We start from the raw sequence: 15,539 nt of genomic DNA, 5'->3' as shown, positions 1-15,539 counted from the left end.
CCTACTTCCCGACCAATAAGGTAATTCTGTCTCGCACTACGGGAAGTCTAATCGATAGCAGTAACAGTATCACTCCGGCATAAATCGATACAGTCTGCAAGTCATTTTTACCAGCCTTATGCCACCAGTAGTGCGCAATCACCGTACAAGCAATGACATAGATTAATCGATGTAATAAGCTCCAACGACGTCCCAACTGGCGGACTGCCCAGTGGTTTGATGTGATGGCCAAAGGTATTAATAAAACGAAACTCAAGAATCCCATGGTGATAAATGGTCTTTTGAGAACATCATGGATCATCGCCTGAACATCGAGACTCTGATCCAAGAAAAACCAAATGGCGAAATGAACGCAGGCATAGAAAAAACAAAACAGTCCAAACATACGACGATATTTGATTCCCAGACTAGATCCTGTCAAGACACGTAAGGGTGTCATTGCGAGGGTGATACATAAAAATACTAAAGCCCAAGTTCCAGTAGAGCGCGTCATAAACTCGATGGGATTAGCGCCTAAGTCATCCATATATCCCAGCCATACCAAACGCCCCAAGGGAATAAGGGAGATCAGAAACAAGATGCTTTTGAGATACTTCATGAGTAGATGTTAAACGACCCCATCAATATTCTCTGATGGGGTCGCTATTTTTCCTAAGCTTGGACCGAATAAAACAAATGGATCTTATGCCAAGCTCAATCCTTCTTTGTACAGCGGGAAGTTGCGAACTGGTCTACCAATGGCTGCAGAGACGGCATTAGCAACTGCTGGCCCAACCACACAAATCGTTGGCTCACCTACTCCACCCCAGAAATCATAAGTTGGTACAAGAACCGTTTCAATTCGAGGTGTAGAGGCTAGTTTGAGCATTGGGTAAGAATCTAAATTCTGTTGCTTGATGCGTCCATTTTCAACCGAGATCTCTGGATTAAAGATGGCACCCAAAGCCATAGCCACAGAACCTTCAATTTGCTCACGCGTTAAATAGGGATTCACCACATGACCAGAGTTCAAAGCAAATACCAGGCGCTTAACGTGCACCATATTGCCATCGACTGAGACCTCAGCAACGCAAGCCGAGTAACTGGCATATCCCATGAACTGTGCTACTCCCCGGAAAGTTCCTGCTGGCAGTGGCTTATCCCAATTTGCTTTTTGGGCCGCCGCATTGAGTACGCCTAAATGTTTCGGATGACTTTGCATCAGAGCCTGCCTAAATTTGACAGGATCCTTCCCGGCTGCTTTGGCGCACTCATCCATAAAGCATTCCATGAAAATACCGTTCTGATTGGTATTCACACCACGCCACGGACCCACGGGCACATGGGTATTCTTCATGACATATTCAGTCAACAAGGCTGGGAATGTGTAACCTAGCTGCGCATCAGGGCCATTCTCATAAAGACCTTGAAGTTGGCGCTCATCCTTGCCATTTTTGATATTCTGAGGAGCAAGCGTGGCATTAATCGATTGGCCTGCGACTTTGATATGCATACCAGTGACATTGCCACCAGCATCGATACCCGCAGTCATTTTTGCCATCGCAATGGGATGGTAGAAGTCATGCGTCATATCTTCTTCGCGGCTCCAGAGCACTTTCACCGGCACGCCAGGATATTTCATCGCGACCTTGGCAGCAAAAGTGGTGAAGTCTTGTGTGGAACCACGACGACCGAGACCACAACCAGAATCCAATTTATATATTTCACAATTAGCCAGCGGAATTCCCGTTGCCTCTGATAATGCCGCTAAAGATCCCTCACCATTTTGGGTGGGTACCCAAGCCTCAGCACGATCGCCACTAATTTTGACGGTCGCATTCATCGGCTCCATAGTCACGTGAGCTTGAAAGGGCGTGAAATAAATGGCTTCTACTTTTTTGGCAGAACTATTGATTACTTCGGGCGCATCACCTACCTTGCGTTGCCAGAAGTCACCCTGCTCATCCAAGCCAGCGCGGAGCATTTTGTTAATGTCACCCTGAGAAACATTAGCGCTCTTACCCTCATCCCAAACAATTGGCAAAGTATTCAAAGCAGTATTGGCACGCCACCAAGTGTCTGCAACTACCGCGAGTGTGCTGTCATTAATCTGTACCACGCCTTTAACACCGCGCATATTTTTGATCTTTGATTCGTCATAACTCACCAGCTTGCCACCAAATACTGGGCACGACTTCACCGATGCACTCAACATCCCAGGCATCTGCAAATCTGCGCCATACACTTTAGTACCGTTCACTTTGTTTGCTGTATCTAAACGCGCATAAGGCTGACCGGCCACTTTCCAGTTGCGAGGATCTCTTAAGGTAATTGATTTTGGATCAGGCGGGGTTAAAGTCGATGCTAGTTCAGCTACTTTTCCATAGGTAGTTTTACGACCTGTTGGTACATGGGTAATTACACCCTTATCCACCTTGAGTTCACTGACTGGAACATTCCACTGGTTTGCAGCGGCTTGAACTAACATGATGCGAGCAGCAGCTGCGCCGCGGCGCACATAATCCTCAGAGATACGAATACCACGGCTGCCACCAGTTCCGTGCTCACCCCATACCCGCTTACGAGCTAAGCTTTGTCCAGGGGTTGCAGATTGGGTTTTAACATTTTTCCAGTTGCACTCTAACTCTTCTGTAACGAGTTGCGCTAAGCCCGTACGGGTACCTTGGCCCATCTCTGAACGCGCAATTCTGATGTATACCGTGTCATCGGGCTTGATGCTAACCCAAGCATTGACCTCAGCCTCACCAGCCTTGGTCGGTGTATTCGGATCATATTGACCAGCTTGCGCAAAAGCAAACTCTGGCAAAACACCTACACCCAACATGAGGCCACCACCAACTAGGGTGCCTTTGATAATAAAGTCGCGACGTGAATAATTTTCTAATGTCATCTTCTTCCCCTTAACCACGAGTCGCTGGAGAAGCTTGGTATTGCGCCAATACTTCCGCTAATTTTTTCTGACCAGAGGCGACATGAATGCCATCCCGAATTTTTTGATAGGTGCCGCAACGACAGATATTCGACATCGCATTATCAATATCGGCATCAGTAGGCTTTGGAATTCTTTTTAATAAGGCTGCTGCTGCCATGACCTGACCAGACTGGCAATAGCCACATTGCGGAACATCGAGTGCGATCCAGGCTTTTTGCACAGGATGACTATTGTCTTTAGAAAGTGATTCGATCGTGGTGATCTTAGCGGCACCAACCACAGATACTGGAACAGAGCATGAACGTACCGGCTCACCATTCATGTAGACGGTGCAGGCGCCGCACTGAGCCACTCCGCAGCCGTACTTTGTACCTGTCAATCCGACCACTTCGCGGATAGCCCACAATAAGGGCATATTGGGTTCTACGTCGATATTATGTGTCTGACCATTAATATTGAGCTGCATACTGCCTCCTATTTATTATTTTCAAATGACTATAAATCATTATTGGTTTTTTGTGGGCGCACATCAATTTCTCCCGCCGCCAGGCGTAATTTGCTATTCTGAGCCATCAATTAAGGATATTTATGACAAACGAAAATCAAACCCAAAACGACGAAGATTTTGACTATGGGTGCGAATGTGCCATGACCCTACTCAATGAGCCAACCGAAGATTGCCTCAATGACTTAATTGACGAGTTAGACGAAGACGGCATGATCGCCACCGAAGTGGTCTACGGCTTACTAGCGACGATTTTGATGAGCCTAAATGAAGAAGATCACGAAGGTGAAGAACATTAACATCTAAGTCTGGACCTGTAAGGCAAAAGCGTCCATGGCTTTTGCCATCTGAATATCCAATGCAGTCAACGCTTTTGCTGAGTGAGTGCTGAGGTGCACCACCACCTTATTCCAAGAATTGGTCCAATCTGGATGATGATCAATCTCCTCAGCATATTGGGCACATAAAGTCATAAAGGCGAATGCCTGCTTAAAGTCCTGAAAAATAAACTCCCGGGTCAATTGAATACCGGAGGGTTCGAGCACCCAAAGAGGAATCACTCCTTTAAAGTCAAAGTCGATTGTTAAAGCCTGCTGACTCATTTAAGCTCCACACTTTGCGATAAGCATTTCAAATCCTCTGCATCAAGCCAACGCCATTGACCCTCAGCGAGATCTGCTGGCATGACATAAGCGCCGATTTCAGCGCGATGTAACTTGGCCACATGATTACCCACTGCAGCCATCATACGCTTTACCTGATGATAGCGACCCTCCACAATTGTCATTGCTAAGACATGCTCGGAAAGCTGCTTACAAGCGGTGGCATAACATGGCTTTGGATCATCATCCAGAACGACGCCATTCATCAGGTGATCGATTTGAGATTGTGTAATTGGTTCTGGTGTTGTGATTTCATAGACTTTGCCGATATTCTTTTTTGGCGTTGTCATTTTATGAATGAACTGACCATCATCAGAAATCAAGAGTAGCCCTGTAGTGTCATAGTCTAAACGCCCAACACATTGCAAGCCCCGCTCAACGAAAGGAGCTGGCAATAGACTGTACACACTAGGGTGATGCGCAGTCTTATGAGAGCACTCGTAGTTGGGGGGCTTGTTAAAAGCGATATACGCTTTTTCGTGATACTCCCAATCTGCACCCTCGACGTTGAGAACAAGTCCTTCAGTCGCAATGCGCTCCTCTGGATCCTCTGCTAATACACCGTTGACCTTCACGAGGTCCGCATAGACCAAATCGCTGCAATAGCGTCGTGTACCAAAGCCTTGGCTAAAGAGAATTTTTTCAAGGGAAATCGGTTTTGCCATATGCTGCAGAGCATACTACAGAGCACTTCCGCCTAGCCGCTGCCACAACGGGGAATTCATTATCATTAGACTTATCCATATGAATTGAATTGACGACATGCTCTCCAACCCAAAACCTCGCACACCACTCCATACTCGAGAAATTACTTTTCATGGTTTTGCAAGGGAAGATGGTCTATGGGATATTGAAGGTCACCTCAAAGATTACAAACCAACACCTTTTGTCACTGGCGAAACTACTTGGCAACCTGGCGAAGCTTTTCATGACATGTGGGTCCGTCTCACGCTCAATGATGAACTGGTTATCCAAGATATTGAGGTGGCGATGAATGGTCATCCACATCCTGAATGCCCTCAAGCTATGCCTCCAATGACAGGACTGATTGGCGAGCGCTTAGGTAAGGGTTGGCGCAAAACGATCCAAACACATTTGGGTGGCATTGCAGGTTGCACCCATTTACGCGAACTACTCAATAGTTTGGCGACTGCCGCTTTTCAATCGATCCCAAGGGCCCTATTTGATCCCGATGAAAATAAGCCGCCCCTCTATCTAGGCACCTGCAAGTCCTGGGATTTCAATGGCCCCGTTGTGATGCGTATTTATCCCCAGTTTTACCGCTGGCAAGACCAAGATAAAAAGTCTTAGAGCTTAGAGCTCTCCGCGGTGAATCGTGGTCCCTCCAAAAGACTGCTGAATTGGCATAATTTCTACTGCATTGATGTTCATATGGGGAGGCAATAAAGCAGCCCAATAAATCGCTTCAGCAATATCGTCTGAGCTCAACGCTTGCACGTTCTCATAGACTTTTGCTGCCTTAGCATCATCGCCTTTAAAACGAACATTAGAGTATTCAGTTCCAGAGCTAAGGCCTGGCTCAACACAAGTGACTCTTAAGCGCGTACCAAGTAAGTCTGCACGTAAGTTCAAACTAAATTGCTTTACAAATGCTTTGGTAGCTCCATACACATTGCTTCCAGGATAAGGATAAAGACCTGCAACCGAGCCAACATTAATGATGTGGCCACATTTACGCTCAACCATACCTGTCAAAAACGCATGGGTCATATGAACTAAACCTTTGACATTGGTATCAATCATTTGATCCCAATCAGAAATGCTGGTTTTATAAGCAGGCTCTAAGCCTAAAGCAAGACCGGCATTATTAACCAGTACAGTGACATTCGCAAAGTCAGCAGGCAAAGTTTTTGGTAATGCGTCTACTTTAGCGCTATCACAGATATCAACCACAAGAGTCAATAATTTTTTCTGCTGCTCTGCTGGCAAAGATGCTTTGAGCGCCTCTAGACGCTCCGCTCTTCTACCGACTGCAATGACTTTATGGCCGTGAGCCAAAAAACGTCGAGCAGTTGCTTCTCCAAATCCAGCGGTTGCGCCGGTTACTAAAACGGTATGTTCCATATTTCCTCTTTTATTTAAATCATATTTCTCTTAAATGATAAATAAATGAATTATTCACCTATTTAAGATCTCTTTTTTATCAACTGCAAAATATTTTTAAATTGAGGATGGTCAGAAGTCTTCAGCCATTCGAATGTCAGCATTTCAGCCCCCAGCAAGATCACTCCCTGCTGGACTAAACGATCGAGTGCGAGCAATTTATCTTGCGCCAATCTGCTGCCACAGGCCTCAGCCACTACCGCCACCTCATACCCCGCCTCGAGCAGACCTAAAGCAGTTTGCATCAAGCAAACGTGGGCTTCACATCCAGCCAATACAACCTGAGTAATTTGTGGACTTACCGACTTCATGTAATCCACCAAACCATCTGCTGCAGCATTGAAAGAATGTTTGACTAGAGTCTGGCTGCAGAACTGTTTAATACACTCATCATTAGGTCCCAATCCCTCTGGATTTTGCTCGGTTCCTAAAATTGGGATATCTAAAGCTTGTGCTACGTTTGCTAAAAATATTGCTGAAGCAATAGCCTTTTCTCCATCATGAATACTGGGCATTAAGCGTGTTTGATAGTCAACTAAAATGAGAATACTCGTGGCTTGATGAATCATGATTTGAATGAATTTAGAGTAATTTTTTCTTGGGCAAGCGCAGTGCTAAATGATCTAAATAGTGTGCCATTAATTCATCAGCACCCTTTCCAAACATCCGAATGCGACCTGTATGGTTGAGTAATAGCACGCCAACAATGTGCGCAAACACCGCAGTCAATTCAGTATCGGTCTCTTTTGCATTACAACCCAATTTATTCAGAGCAATCTCTTGGGGACGCATGGCATCTCTGAGGCGCATATTGAGTGCTTGATCCCACTCATTACCTAAACCACGGGGCCTTAGGCCTTGGAAGAGATAAAAACCTAAATCCAAGTCACGTGGGTTATCTCGATAGAACTGGTAGAACGCTAAAGCGCTATGACGCAGCTCATCAAAGGCAGTACCCGGTTCACTTAATACTCTCTGCGCCGCTTCACCGACAAACGCATTTAGGCGCTCGAGTGATTCAGCAAGTAAAGCGCCATAAATCTCTTCTTTGTTGGCAAAGTAGCTGTAAATAGCTCCCGCTGTATAACCAGCACGTTTAGCAATCTCGCGCATGCTGACTGCTTCTAAACCAAACTCAATAAACACTGCTGTAGCAGCACTCAGAATATGCTTACGCTTGGCATCCGCCAGCGCCTGCTGACGAAGATCTCGCGGGGAAGAAATCGTTTGGTTCATAAATTAATTATACGACTGTATTAATAATTGAACAGTGTTCAATTATTGTGTATGATTTGAGCTGTTGCCAATATCTAGCACCAGGACCCCAATGAGCCAAAGCACTACCAAATTCATGACCAGCACAGACTATCAAGAGTCTTTGCGCAGCTTAAAGCCCACGGTATATGTAGACGGTCGCCTGATTGAGTCAGTGGCTGATGAGCCCTCTTTAAGACCAGGCGTACAAGCTTTGGGGGTGACCTACGATATGGTGCATGATCCTGCTTTAGCACCCTTAATGCTGGCAGATCAAAATGGCGTGCAAGTACCACGAATGTTGCATATCAATCAATCCTCTGGTGATCTGCTGAACAAATTAGAAGCGATACGCGTACTGTGCCAAGAAACTGGTTGTGCTCAACGCTATTTAGCGCATGATGCATTAAATGCAATTGGCCAAGTGTCAGCGCATATCGATGATGCTCGCGGAAGTAATGAGCATCGCGCAAAATTTGCAGAATACCTTTCATATGTTCAGCAAAACGATTTATCTCTTGGCATTGCGATGACCGATGCCAAAGGCGACAGATCCCGCAGACCTCACGAACAAGCAAACCCAGATACTTATGTTCACGTCGTTTCTCAAGATGCCAAAGGTGTAGTGATTTCTGGAACGAAAGCCATTGTGACTGGTGCGCCTTATATGCATGAGTTTTTAGTCATGCCAGGTCGCAATATGAGCAAAGAGGATGCGGCTTTTGCCATCTGCTGCGCAGTGCCAGTGGACGCGAAAGGTATTACCATCGTTGCCCGCCCTGCAGGTCGCCCAGGCGATAAAGTGGAGCATGGCAAACCATTGTTCTCAAGTAAATATGGGCAATCTACTGGTGTCGTGATTTTCGATAAAGTATTTGTCCCGTGGGAGCGAGTATTTTATGCAGGTGAATGGGAGCACTCTAGCGTCTTAACTTATAGCTATGCCACCCATCATCGTCACAGCTGTATTGCTGCGAGAGCAGGCTTTGGAGATCTTTTAATTGGTGCTGGTGCCTTGATGTGCGAAGCCAATGGTTTTGATCCAGAAACAAAATCCAATTTGCGTAACCCAATGGTTGAGCTCATCAAAATTACCGAAGGGTTTTATGCTTGTGGAGTTGCTGCCAGTGTATACGGTACTCAAGATCCACATAGCAAATCCTTTATGCCTGAGCCCGTGTTCTCCAACATCGGCAAACTGCTATTGGCTACGCAAATTTACGATATGCATCGCTTAGCTCATGAGGTGTCGGGTGGATTAATCGTAGCACTACCCGGACCCGATGAAGATCACAATCCAGCAACTGCTGCCACCTTAGCAGAAGTCTTGCGTGCTAACCCAGCAGTTCCTTACGATAAACGCATTGAAGTGGCACGCTTTATTGAAGATTTAACGGCATCCTATCAAGGTGGCTGGTACTCCGTTATCAGCTTGCATGGTGGTGGATCACCTGCTGCAATGAAGAAAGAAATCTATCGCCAATATCCTATTGGCAATAAAGTGGAATTAGTCGAACGTTTGTTAGACCGCGGAGCACTGACGAGTAATGATGAGCGGGCGATTACTAAAAACAAACAGCCTGGACGCTGTTGTGATCAAGGTTGTAGTGCTCCAGGTCAAGCAGTGATGGTGCCATTGCCAGAGCCTGGCAGAAGAACTTAATTTTTTCTGAGTAAAGCTGATTTATCAGTTAATAGTACTTCTTTAAATCCATGCCAGTGTACATGCTGGCGACCTCATCAGCATACCCATTAAACATCTGGGTCTTGATCTTAGGGGCAAACATCCCCTTAGCATCGCCAATACGACGCTCTGTGGATTGACTCCAGCGTGGGTGGTCAACTTGTGGATTAACGTTGGAATAAAAGCCATACTCACGAGCATCAAATTGATTCCAACTGGTTTTTGGCATCTCTTCAGTAAACCGCATTTTAACAATCGATTTGGCACTCTTAAAACCATATTTCCAAGGCACCACAATACGGACAGGCGCACCGTTTTGCTTTGGCAATACCTCACCATACAGGCCGAAAGTGAGGAGAGTAAGTGAATTCATAGCTTCATCCATCCGCAAGCCTTCACGATAAGGCCAGCTAATAATATTGCTACTCAGTCCTGGCATTTGCTTGCGATCAGCTAAGGAAATAAATTCAACATACTTAGCAGAGCCCAGAGGCTCTACTTTATTAATGAGTTTGGCTAGCGAATACCCATCCCAAGGAATCACCATAGACCAACCTTCAACGCAACGCATGCGATAAATCCGCTCTTCCATTGGAGCGAGCTTTAATAAGGCATCAATATCGAGCGTGAGCGGTTTTTTTACTAAGCCTTCAATCGAGATCGTCCAGGGCCGCGTTTGTAAGCTACTGGCATAAGCAACAGGATCAGCCTTATCGGTACCAAACTCATAAAAATTGTTGTAGCTCGTCACGTATTTATAAGGCGTCGATTCCTCTTTAACGCTGTAGGCTGAATTGAGGGTAGCAGTTAATTTATCGGGAGTGGCAGCTAGTGCTTGTCTTGAAAACCAGGGGGCTAGAGCAGCGCCAAAACTACCTGCAGCTGCCGCTTTAATCAGGGCACGACGGTTTTCAAAAACCGCTTGAGGCGTGATGTCACTAGAAAGAATGGTTTTATCAAGAAAACGCATGGCGAACCCCATCAAAGTATTGAGTCTATTTTGCTCCTGAAAATAATTTATTGCTTGATGCAGCGATGCTTGCTCAAAACAAAAAAGCAAACCCGAAGGTTTGCCTTTTCTGCTGAAACCTGAATTAAATTAGGCTTTCATAGCCTGCAAGGCTGCGTTGAATGTTGCGCTGGGGCGCATCACGGCCGTGCATTTTTCAGAATCAACTACATAGTAACCACCGATATCAGCAGGCTTACCTTGAACTGCCTTTAGTTCGTCAGTAATTTTCTTCTCGTTTTCAGCCAAAGATTTGGCTAAGGGCGCGAAGTAAGCTTGTAGCTCTTTATCTTCCGTTTGTGCAGCCAAAGCCTCAGCCCAATACAACGCCAAGTAGAACTGGCTACCGCGGTTATCTAACTCACCAGTGCGTGGTGAAGGTGACTTATTGTTATCCAATAATTTGCCAGTCGCATCATCCAGAGTGCGCGCTAAGATTTTCACTTTAGTGTTACCAGTCTTATCACCAATATCTTCGAGTGACACACCCAAGGCTAAAAATTCACCTAACGAATCCCAACGTAAGTGGTTTTCTTCTACGAGTTGTTGCACATGCTTAGGAGCAGAACCACCAGCACCAGTTTCAAATAAGCCGCCACCAGCCATCAAAGGCACAATGGATAGCATTTTTGCGCTAGTGCCCAATTCCATAATGGGGAACAAGTCGGTGAGGTAGTCACGCAAGATGTTACCGGTAACAGAAATAGTGTCTTTACCACGTATCACACGCTCTAAGGTGTAACGCATTGCGCGAGTCTGAGACATGATCTGGATATCGATACCTTCGAGATCGTAATCTTTGAGATAAGTCTTTACCTTCTTAATCAGCTCTGCTTCGTGGGGGCGGTACTCGTCTAACCAAAATACCGCTGGAGTATTAGAGAGGCGTGCACGATTGACTGCCAATTTGACCCAGTCACGAATCGGAGCATCTTTACATTGGCACATACGCCAGATATCACCAGCTTCTACATGTTGCTCAAGCAATACAGTGCCGTCGTCCGCAACGATACGAGCTACGCCTGCTTCTAAGATCTCAAAAGTCTTGTCATGCGAACCATATTCCTCAGCCTGCTGAGCCATCAAGCCAACGTTAGGTACAGTGCCCATAGTGGTTGGATCAAAGTTACCATGTGTCTTACAGAAATTGATGATCTCTTGATAGATGCGGGCAAAAGTACTTTCTGGAATCACTGCTTTGGTGTCATGCAAGCGACCATCCGCGCCCCACATCTTGCCGCCCACCCGAATCATGGCAGGCATAGAAGCATCCACGATCACGTCGCTTGGAGAGTGTAAGTTGGTAATACCTTTGGCAGAATCTACCATCGCCAATGCTGGGCGATGCTCATGACACGCATGAATATCTTGAATAATTTCTTCACGCTTAGATTCAGGCAAGGTTTTGATCTTCTCGTACAAGCTGCTCATGCCGTTATTGACGTTGACGCCTAGCTCATCAAATAGCTTGCCATGTTTAGCAAACGCATCTTTATAGAAAATTTTGACGGCGTGACCAAAGACGATCGGATGAGAAACTTTCATCATGGTAGCCTTGACGTGCAAGGACAGCATCATGCCTGTCTTATACGCATCTTCGATTTCTTTTTCATAGAAATCGCACAAGGCTTTTTTGCTCATATACATGCTGTCGATAATTTCGCCAGCCAATAAGGAGACTTTTGGTTTGAGCACAATCGTTTTGCCGCTCTTCGTCACCAAGTCCATTTTTACATCGCAGGCCTTAGTCATCGTCATCGACTTTTCACCAGCATAGAAATCGCCGCCATGCATGTGTGACACGTGCGTACGGGAAGCTTGGCTCCACTCACCCATCGAGTGAGGATTTTTACGGGCATACCGTTTGACTGCATTCGGTGCGCGACGATCTGAGTTTCCTTCGCGCAAGACTGGATTGACCGAGCTCCCTAGACACTTTGAGTAACGAGCGCGGATAGCCTTCTCTTCATCGGTCTTAGGATCTTCAGGAAAATGAGGGATCTTGTATCCCTTATCTTGTAATTCTTTAATGGCAGCGAGCAGCTGAGGAACAGAAGCGCTGATATTGGGTAGCTTAATAATGTTGGCGTCAGGCATTAAGGTCATCTTGCCCAGCTCAGCCAAATTATCAGGAACCCGTTGCTCAGGAGCCAAACAATCAGAAAATTCAGCCAAGATACGTCCAGCCACTGAAATATCGCTTTCTACTACCTCCACTCCAGCTGGCGCTGTAAAGGTACGGATGATCGGCAGAAATGCGCAGGTCGCCAAAAATGGTGCCTCGTCTGTCAGCGTGTAAATAATCTTTGATGTGCCTGATGCCATGGATGTTTCCTTACTATTGATCAATAGACAGGGTCAGGTTTTGACCCCACCACTCCTAGAGTCCGCATTCTGTCCGCCCGCTTTTAGCAGGCTTACTGATATGCCGAGCCTTCTATTTTAAATCATTAGGATTGGCAAAAATGGGGGTTTTGCACCCCAAAGTCGCAAATCATCGCTAATTTAAGGAAATCCACCAAAATAACTAAAGCGGAAAATTCCTCGTAAACTGCAAGCCATGATGAGCAAGCACCCTTTACTGAATAAAAACTTGGTGCTTCTGATTGTTTGCCAGGGTCTATTTCTGACCAATAACGTCACCTTCATCGCCATCAATGGCTTGGTTGGTCTCAGCCTTGCCCCAGTGAGTTGGATGGCTACGCTGCCAGTCATGGGCTATGTTGTTGGGGCTGCCTTTTCCACTTCTATCGTGGCCAAATCTCAAAACCACTTTGGCAGAAAGATCTCTTTTCAGTTGGGACTGCTTGTAGCAGTGCTATCCGCCCTGTTATGCGCCTATGCAGCTCTGAGCCGAAACTTTTGGCTTTTGGTAACAGGCACCTTTATTGCCGGCTATTACAGCGCCAATGGCCAACTCTACCGTTTTGCTGCAGCAGAACTCACCGTAGCGAGTCAACGTGACAAAGCCGTATCTTGGGTATTGGCAGGCGGAATCTTAGGAGCCGTCATTGGGCCGAACCTAGCCTCCTGGACCCGCAATCTTTTTGACACTGCATTCTTGGGCGCCTACCTCACGCTTTCGATTGCCGGCTTAATGGGGATCGTCGTAATGCGATTCATCCACTTCCCTACCGAATTCAAAACCGAGCACTCTCTGGCAGATGGACGCCCCCTAAAGGCCATCCTCAAGCAACCCGTGTTTATGGTTGCTGTAATTGGGGCAGCACTTGGTTACGGGGTAATGAATCTGCTGATGGCGGCCACACCCTTGGCGATGCAAATTTGTGGCCTGCCTTTTTCCGATACAGCCCTAGTATTGGAGTGGCATGTCATTGGTATGTTTGCTCCAGGATTTTTTACTGGCACCTTAATACAACGTTTTGGTGCCCTCAAGATTATGAGTATCGGAGTAGTACTCAACTTCATCTGCATTCTGATTGCACTCACCGGTACAGACCTTCGTCAATTTTTGATTGCCCTCTTTTTATTAGGCGTTGGCTGGAACTTTTTATTCACAGGCTCAACCTCTTTGGCGATGACTGCCTACAAACCCGATGAGCGTGATAAAGCACAAGCAGCGATTAACTTCTTTGTATTTGGCACGATGGCCTTCACTTCCTTTGGTTCTGGTGCCTTAATTACCTCACAAGGGTGGAGTATTTTGAACCTCGGCTCTCTGATTCCTGTGATCATTACTGCGCTGGCACTGCTTTGGCTATCAGCCCAGAATAAGAAGCAGCAAATCGCTTAAGACGCTCTCGCTAGCGGCAAATTAAATAATAAGTTTTGTGGCTTTAGCTTTAATTGCTGCTGATCATTCATGGCAATAGCAAGATAGACGGGCTTCCCTTGCTGCGCCTTAGTCACCGCAGTCTCGTCAATAAAGTCAAGACGAAATAGACAAATCACTTTCTCGAGCTCATCTGCCTCTAACAATTCTTTGTTGTAAAGCTTATTTAAAATCTCAGTTGCTGCCGCATCTAAACCGACATGCCAGGACCACTTAGGATCACTAATTTGCTGCATTGGGGTAATGCGTACTGCCACCCCCAGAAAATGTTTAATCCACTTTTCTAGTACGCGACAAAAATGATTAATTGGCTCATGCCCAAAATTGAGTTGAACGGCAAAATCAAAGTCCTCATTACGCGTCCAATATTCGGCAGCATTGTCTTCATACAAAACATCAAGATCAGCAGACTTCGTGAGCATGGATTTACCTTTCAGTAAGTCCATGATGTTGCCGGACTCGCCCGCTTGCGCATTACGAGCAACCACCTCTTCGTCGGCGGCCATGACAATGCTGTCCTCCAAAACAGTGATTTTTTGAGTTCTAAAGAAGATCTCGCCCATGCGTACTTCCAGCGGATGCGTATCATCTCCCAAGATATGGCGCACAAAAATTTGGGTTAGTTGCATCACAAATAAGGGAGGCACATCAACCCCATCTCCCTTAAATAAACTCATATAAAAACCTTCTAAGGAGCTTGCTGCTAATAGACGTGTTCGGTAGCGGAGCCAAACTCGATAGTTTTCCTGAATATCCTCATCAGCCATCGCCCCAATCTCTTGCTCGGTAATTTCTATGCGAGGATTTTCAGTAAGGCGCTGATTTAGCGCTTGCTCGGCAGCACAAGATTCTGGAACTAGGCTGAGTTCAGGTCTTTGCAAATAGGTGCGTAAAAAATCGTCTGTTACCAATAACTGCCCATCAGGGCTGGTTAGCAGGGTTTGATATGCAGAATTGGGCCAGTAGTTACTCATGTCATTCCGTTTTCATTGCACTTACAGTAAGAATCTAGAGCTCAGAATATACTAGCCAGTCATTTTGTACCCAATAGGAAAAATCATGACCGAACTCAAAAAAATCGATACCGTTGTTGGTGACGGCAAAGAGGCTGCTACTGGCAATGACGTTGATGTGCATTACACCGGCTGGCTCTATGACGAGAATGCCCCTGACCATAAAGGCCAGAAATTTGACAGCTCACTGGATCGCGGTCAGCTCTTTAGTTTTCCCTTGGGTGCAGGCCATGTCATTAAGGGTTGGGACCAAGGCGTTGCGGGTATGAAGATTGGCGGCAAGCGCACCTTAATTATCCCTTCTGAAATGGGTTATGGTGCCAGGGGTGCTGGTGGCGTCATCCCTCCTAATGCGACCCTGGTCTTTGATGTGGAATTACACGGTGTGAACTAAGCACTGCTCTTTGCTGCTTAGCCAAAATAAAAGCCACCCGAGTGAACTGACCCCCAAAAGTTGGACGCTATGTCCAACCAAGGGGGTTTTGTTTTATGAGCAAGTACAGCAAGCAGTTCAAGCTAAAGGTAGTTAAAGAGTTTCTAAAGTCAGGTGGTCTTAAGCGGGT

The 15,539-nt window shown here is 46.1% G+C and carries 16 protein-coding genes; 5 read left to right on the top strand and 11 right to left on the bottom strand.

Translation table 11 applies throughout. The annotated features are described in order from the left end of the window. Nucleotide 1 precedes the first annotated feature (1 nt). From ICN21_RS08925 to ICN21_RS08915, 3 genes are all read right to left on the bottom strand, one after another. Nucleotides 2-598, bottom strand: a complete 597-nt coding sequence (locus ICN21_RS08925; protein ID WP_216178170.1) for a sulfite oxidase heme-binding subunit YedZ — start codon at nt 596-598, stop codon at nt 2-4. 84 nt (nt 599-682) lie between these two features. Then, nucleotides 683-2,890: a xanthine dehydrogenase family protein molybdopterin-binding subunit gene (locus ICN21_RS08920; protein ID WP_216178169.1), complete on the bottom strand. Its 2,208-nt coding sequence runs from the start codon at nt 2,888-2,890 to the stop codon at nt 683-685. A 10-nt stretch (nt 2,891-2,900) separates the two neighbouring features. Continuing rightward, nucleotides 2,901-3,398, bottom strand: a complete 498-nt coding sequence (locus tag ICN21_RS08915) for a (2Fe-2S)-binding protein (RefSeq protein ID WP_215296390.1) — start codon at nt 3,396-3,398, stop codon at nt 2,901-2,903. Between the two features lie 122 nt (nt 3,399-3,520). On the opposite strand from ICN21_RS08915, the gene ICN21_RS08910 reads away from it, so the two are divergent. After that, complete coding sequence (locus ICN21_RS08910) at nt 3,521-3,736, top strand: hypothetical protein (protein WP_215296389.1); 216 nt, start codon at nt 3,521-3,523, stop codon at nt 3,734-3,736. A gap of 3 nt (nt 3,737-3,739) precedes the next feature. On the opposite strand, the gene ICN21_RS08905 is transcribed toward ICN21_RS08910, so the two are convergent. Then, entirely contained in the window at nt 3,740-4,039 is a 300-nt protein-coding gene (locus tag ICN21_RS08905; RefSeq protein WP_215296388.1) for a 4a-hydroxytetrahydrobiopterin dehydratase, read from the bottom strand. Continuing rightward, the gene (locus tag ICN21_RS08900; RefSeq protein WP_215319715.1) at nt 4,036-4,764 is read right to left on the bottom strand and encodes a pseudouridine synthase; all 729 of its coding nucleotides are present in this window, start codon (nt 4,762-4,764) and stop codon (nt 4,036-4,038) included. The genes ICN21_RS08905 and ICN21_RS08900 overlap by 4 nt, the downstream gene beginning before the upstream one ends. A 97-nt stretch (nt 4,765-4,861) precedes the next feature. On the opposite strand from ICN21_RS08900, the gene ICN21_RS08895 reads away from it, so the two are divergent. Continuing rightward, complete coding sequence (locus ICN21_RS08895) at nt 4,862-5,410, top strand: DUF2889 domain-containing protein (protein WP_216178168.1); 549 nt, start codon at nt 4,862-4,864, stop codon at nt 5,408-5,410. A gap of 3 nt (nt 5,411-5,413) precedes the next feature. Here the strand turns inward: ICN21_RS08895 and ICN21_RS08890 are convergent, their stop codons facing one another. The 3 genes from ICN21_RS08890 to ICN21_RS08880 form a co-directional block, all read right to left on the bottom strand. Beyond that, nucleotides 5,414-6,184, bottom strand: a complete 771-nt coding sequence (locus ICN21_RS08890) for an SDR family NAD(P)-dependent oxidoreductase (RefSeq protein WP_216178167.1) — start codon at nt 6,182-6,184, stop codon at nt 5,414-5,416. A 62-nt stretch (nt 6,185-6,246) separates the two neighbouring features. Next, a complete protein-coding gene (locus ICN21_RS08885; protein ID WP_216178166.1) occupies nt 6,247-6,792 on the bottom strand; it encodes an isochorismatase family protein in 546 nt (181 codons plus the stop codon). 13 nt (nt 6,793-6,805) lie between these two features. Continuing rightward, entirely contained in the window at nt 6,806-7,459 is a 654-nt protein-coding gene (locus tag ICN21_RS08880; RefSeq protein ID WP_216178165.1) for a TetR/AcrR family transcriptional regulator, read from the bottom strand. A 91-nt stretch (nt 7,460-7,550) separates the two neighbouring features. Here ICN21_RS08880 and ICN21_RS08875 point away from each other — a divergent pair, with 91 nt between their 5' ends. Beyond that, entirely contained in the window at nt 7,551-9,140 is a 1,590-nt protein-coding gene (locus tag ICN21_RS08875) for a 4-hydroxyphenylacetate 3-hydroxylase family protein (protein ID WP_216178164.1), read from the top strand. A gap of 28 nt (nt 9,141-9,168) precedes the next feature. Here ICN21_RS08875 and msrP read toward each other — a convergent pair whose 3' ends face one another. Together msrP and ICN21_RS08865 are read right to left on the bottom strand one after the other, a co-directional pair. Further along, a complete protein-coding gene (gene msrP / locus ICN21_RS08870) occupies nt 9,169-10,131 on the bottom strand; it encodes a protein-methionine-sulfoxide reductase catalytic subunit MsrP (RefSeq protein WP_216178163.1) in 963 nt (320 codons plus the stop codon). 129 nt (nt 10,132-10,260) lie between these two features. Next, a complete protein-coding gene (locus ICN21_RS08865) occupies nt 10,261-12,495 on the bottom strand; it encodes an NADP-dependent isocitrate dehydrogenase (protein ID WP_216178162.1) in 2,235 nt (744 codons plus the stop codon). A 256-nt stretch (nt 12,496-12,751) separates the two neighbouring features. Here ICN21_RS08865 and ICN21_RS08860 point away from each other — a divergent pair, with 256 nt between their 5' ends. Further along, nucleotides 12,752-13,924 (top strand): MFS transporter, encoded by a 1,173-nt coding sequence (locus ICN21_RS08860; RefSeq protein ID WP_216178277.1) that lies wholly within the window; start codon nt 12,752-12,754, stop codon nt 13,922-13,924. On the opposite strand, the gene ICN21_RS08855 is transcribed toward ICN21_RS08860, so the two are convergent. Further along, on the bottom strand, nt 13,921-14,937 hold the full coding sequence (locus ICN21_RS08855) for a DUF6352 family protein (protein WP_216178161.1): 1,017 nt from the start codon (nt 14,935-14,937) through the stop codon (nt 13,921-13,923). The genes ICN21_RS08860 and ICN21_RS08855 overlap by 4 nt on opposite strands. A gap of 85 nt (nt 14,938-15,022) precedes the next feature. Between ICN21_RS08855 and ICN21_RS08850 the strand changes: the two genes are divergently transcribed. Further along, on the top strand, nt 15,023-15,370 hold the full coding sequence (locus ICN21_RS08850; protein ID WP_215296378.1) for an FKBP-type peptidyl-prolyl cis-trans isomerase: 348 nt from the start codon (nt 15,023-15,025) through the stop codon (nt 15,368-15,370). The last annotated feature ends 169 nt before the right edge of the window (nt 15,371-15,539 follow it).

The sequence above is a fragment of the Polynucleobacter sp. AP-Feld-500C-C5 genome (genome assembly GCF_018882265.1).
In the GTDB taxonomy this organism is placed as follows: Bacteria; Pseudomonadota; Gammaproteobacteria; order Burkholderiales; family Burkholderiaceae; genus Polynucleobacter.
The sequence above is the reverse complement of the archived record's forward strand: the minus strand, read 5'-3'. Positions and strand labels throughout refer to the sequence as shown.